This is a genomic window from Hyalangium gracile (assembly GCF_020103725.1).
Lineage (GTDB): Bacteria > Myxococcota > Myxococcia > Myxococcales > Myxococcaceae > Hyalangium > Hyalangium gracile.
Window position 1 is genome coordinate 1 of sequence record NZ_JAHXBG010000070.1, and the last position, 1,424, is coordinate 1,424.

General features: G+C 69.9%; 1 protein-coding gene. It reads right to left on the reverse strand.

The features are described from left to right. A partial coding sequence (locus KY572_RS46810) for a transglutaminase-like domain-containing protein (RefSeq protein WP_224250316.1) occupies window positions 1-1,424 on the reverse strand: 1,424 nt, incomplete at both ends.

Genomic DNA, 1,424 nt, shown 5'->3' on the forward strand with positions numbered 1-1,424 from the left:
TCTCCCTGAGTCCAGGCGTTCGCGTAGGCCGCCGCTCTCGCGTACAGGAAGCGCGGCGCCGGGCCGTCCAGGTCCTCGAGTTCCTCGTTCTCTGTCTCCTGATAGTGGTTACCCGGAGCCCCCACACCGATGGCCACGACGTTGCCTGCCACCACGCGGTTGTCGATGCGGCGCGAGCCTCCTCCCGGCAGCAGCACCTCCATCGACCACTGGTACGGCGTGCCCAGGCCCACGCCTCGGCTTGCCGCTGCCACCTCTCTTCCGTTGATGCGGACGACCGGGCGCACCTCCACCAGCGAAGCGGGTGCCGCGTAGAGCCCACCCGCCAGCTCGATGAGCTGTCGGTCTGTCTCCGTGGCCGGGACGTGGGTCAACACCGTCCGATGGCCGGTGAGCTGGTGGAAGGGGAGGGTGAGCTCGAAGAGAGGACCCGCCTCGTTTCGGGCCGTGAGGCGCACGCGCTGCTGGAGCGACTCCGGCAGGAAGGCGGACTCACCGTGAACGCTGTGCACCTGGTAGGGCAACGAGCCCGGCAGGAGCGGCAGCTCCTCGCGCCGGGGCACCACCGTCCACTGCACCTGTGAATAGAAGATGTCCGGGCGCTGCGCGGACAGGTAGCTCTCCACACGCCCGCGCACGAACTCCACCATCGACTGCTGCGTCGGCGCGCTCAGCCAGGTCGCGGTGAGTGTGTCCGGCGTCTCCCCCAGCGATGTGAGCGAGTCCAGCACGGGAGGCGTGGCTGCTGCCTTTGCCTGGCCCGTCAGGGTGGTCTCCAGCGCCACCCACTGCCGCCCCACCTTGCCGCTGCCCACGCCGCGGTACTCCGCGAAGTCGACATAGGCCTCCACCCAGACGCGCACCAGCTTCACCGCCGCCACCCGTCCTCCTCGCACCAGCGGCTCGTACGGAATGGCGGCGGCGTTCAGCGCCTGAGTCACCTGTGCGCTCTTTTCCGGCGAGAGCGAGAAGGCCGCGCCCCCAGCCGTCGCCGCGTCGAGCTTCACCACCTCCTCGCCCGTGAGCATCCCCAGCGAGGCGGCGATCTGCTCCACGGACAGCTCCACCGTGCCGTGGACGAAGCGCGCCGGCGTGCCCTGCGCTCGCAGCAGCGCCACCAGCAGCGCCGACAGGTCCGCGTCGTTGCCCCGCCGCTCCCGCAGCGTCTGGGTCGAGCCCTTGAGCGAGCCGTAGTACCAGTCCAGCCGCGTCTCGTTCTTCACGAAGTCGTAGGCCGCCTTCGCCGTGCCCAGCTCCTGCGCCTTCGTGAGAATCTCCGGAGAGAGCTCCACTTCGCGGCCCTCGGAGGAGTCATCGAGCGCCGGCTCCGAGCTCAGGGACAGATAGGCCGGAGTCATCCGCGCCGTGGGCATTGGCCCCGCCTCCGCGCCTCCCTGCACGTACGTCAGCTCCGCGCCCAGCAC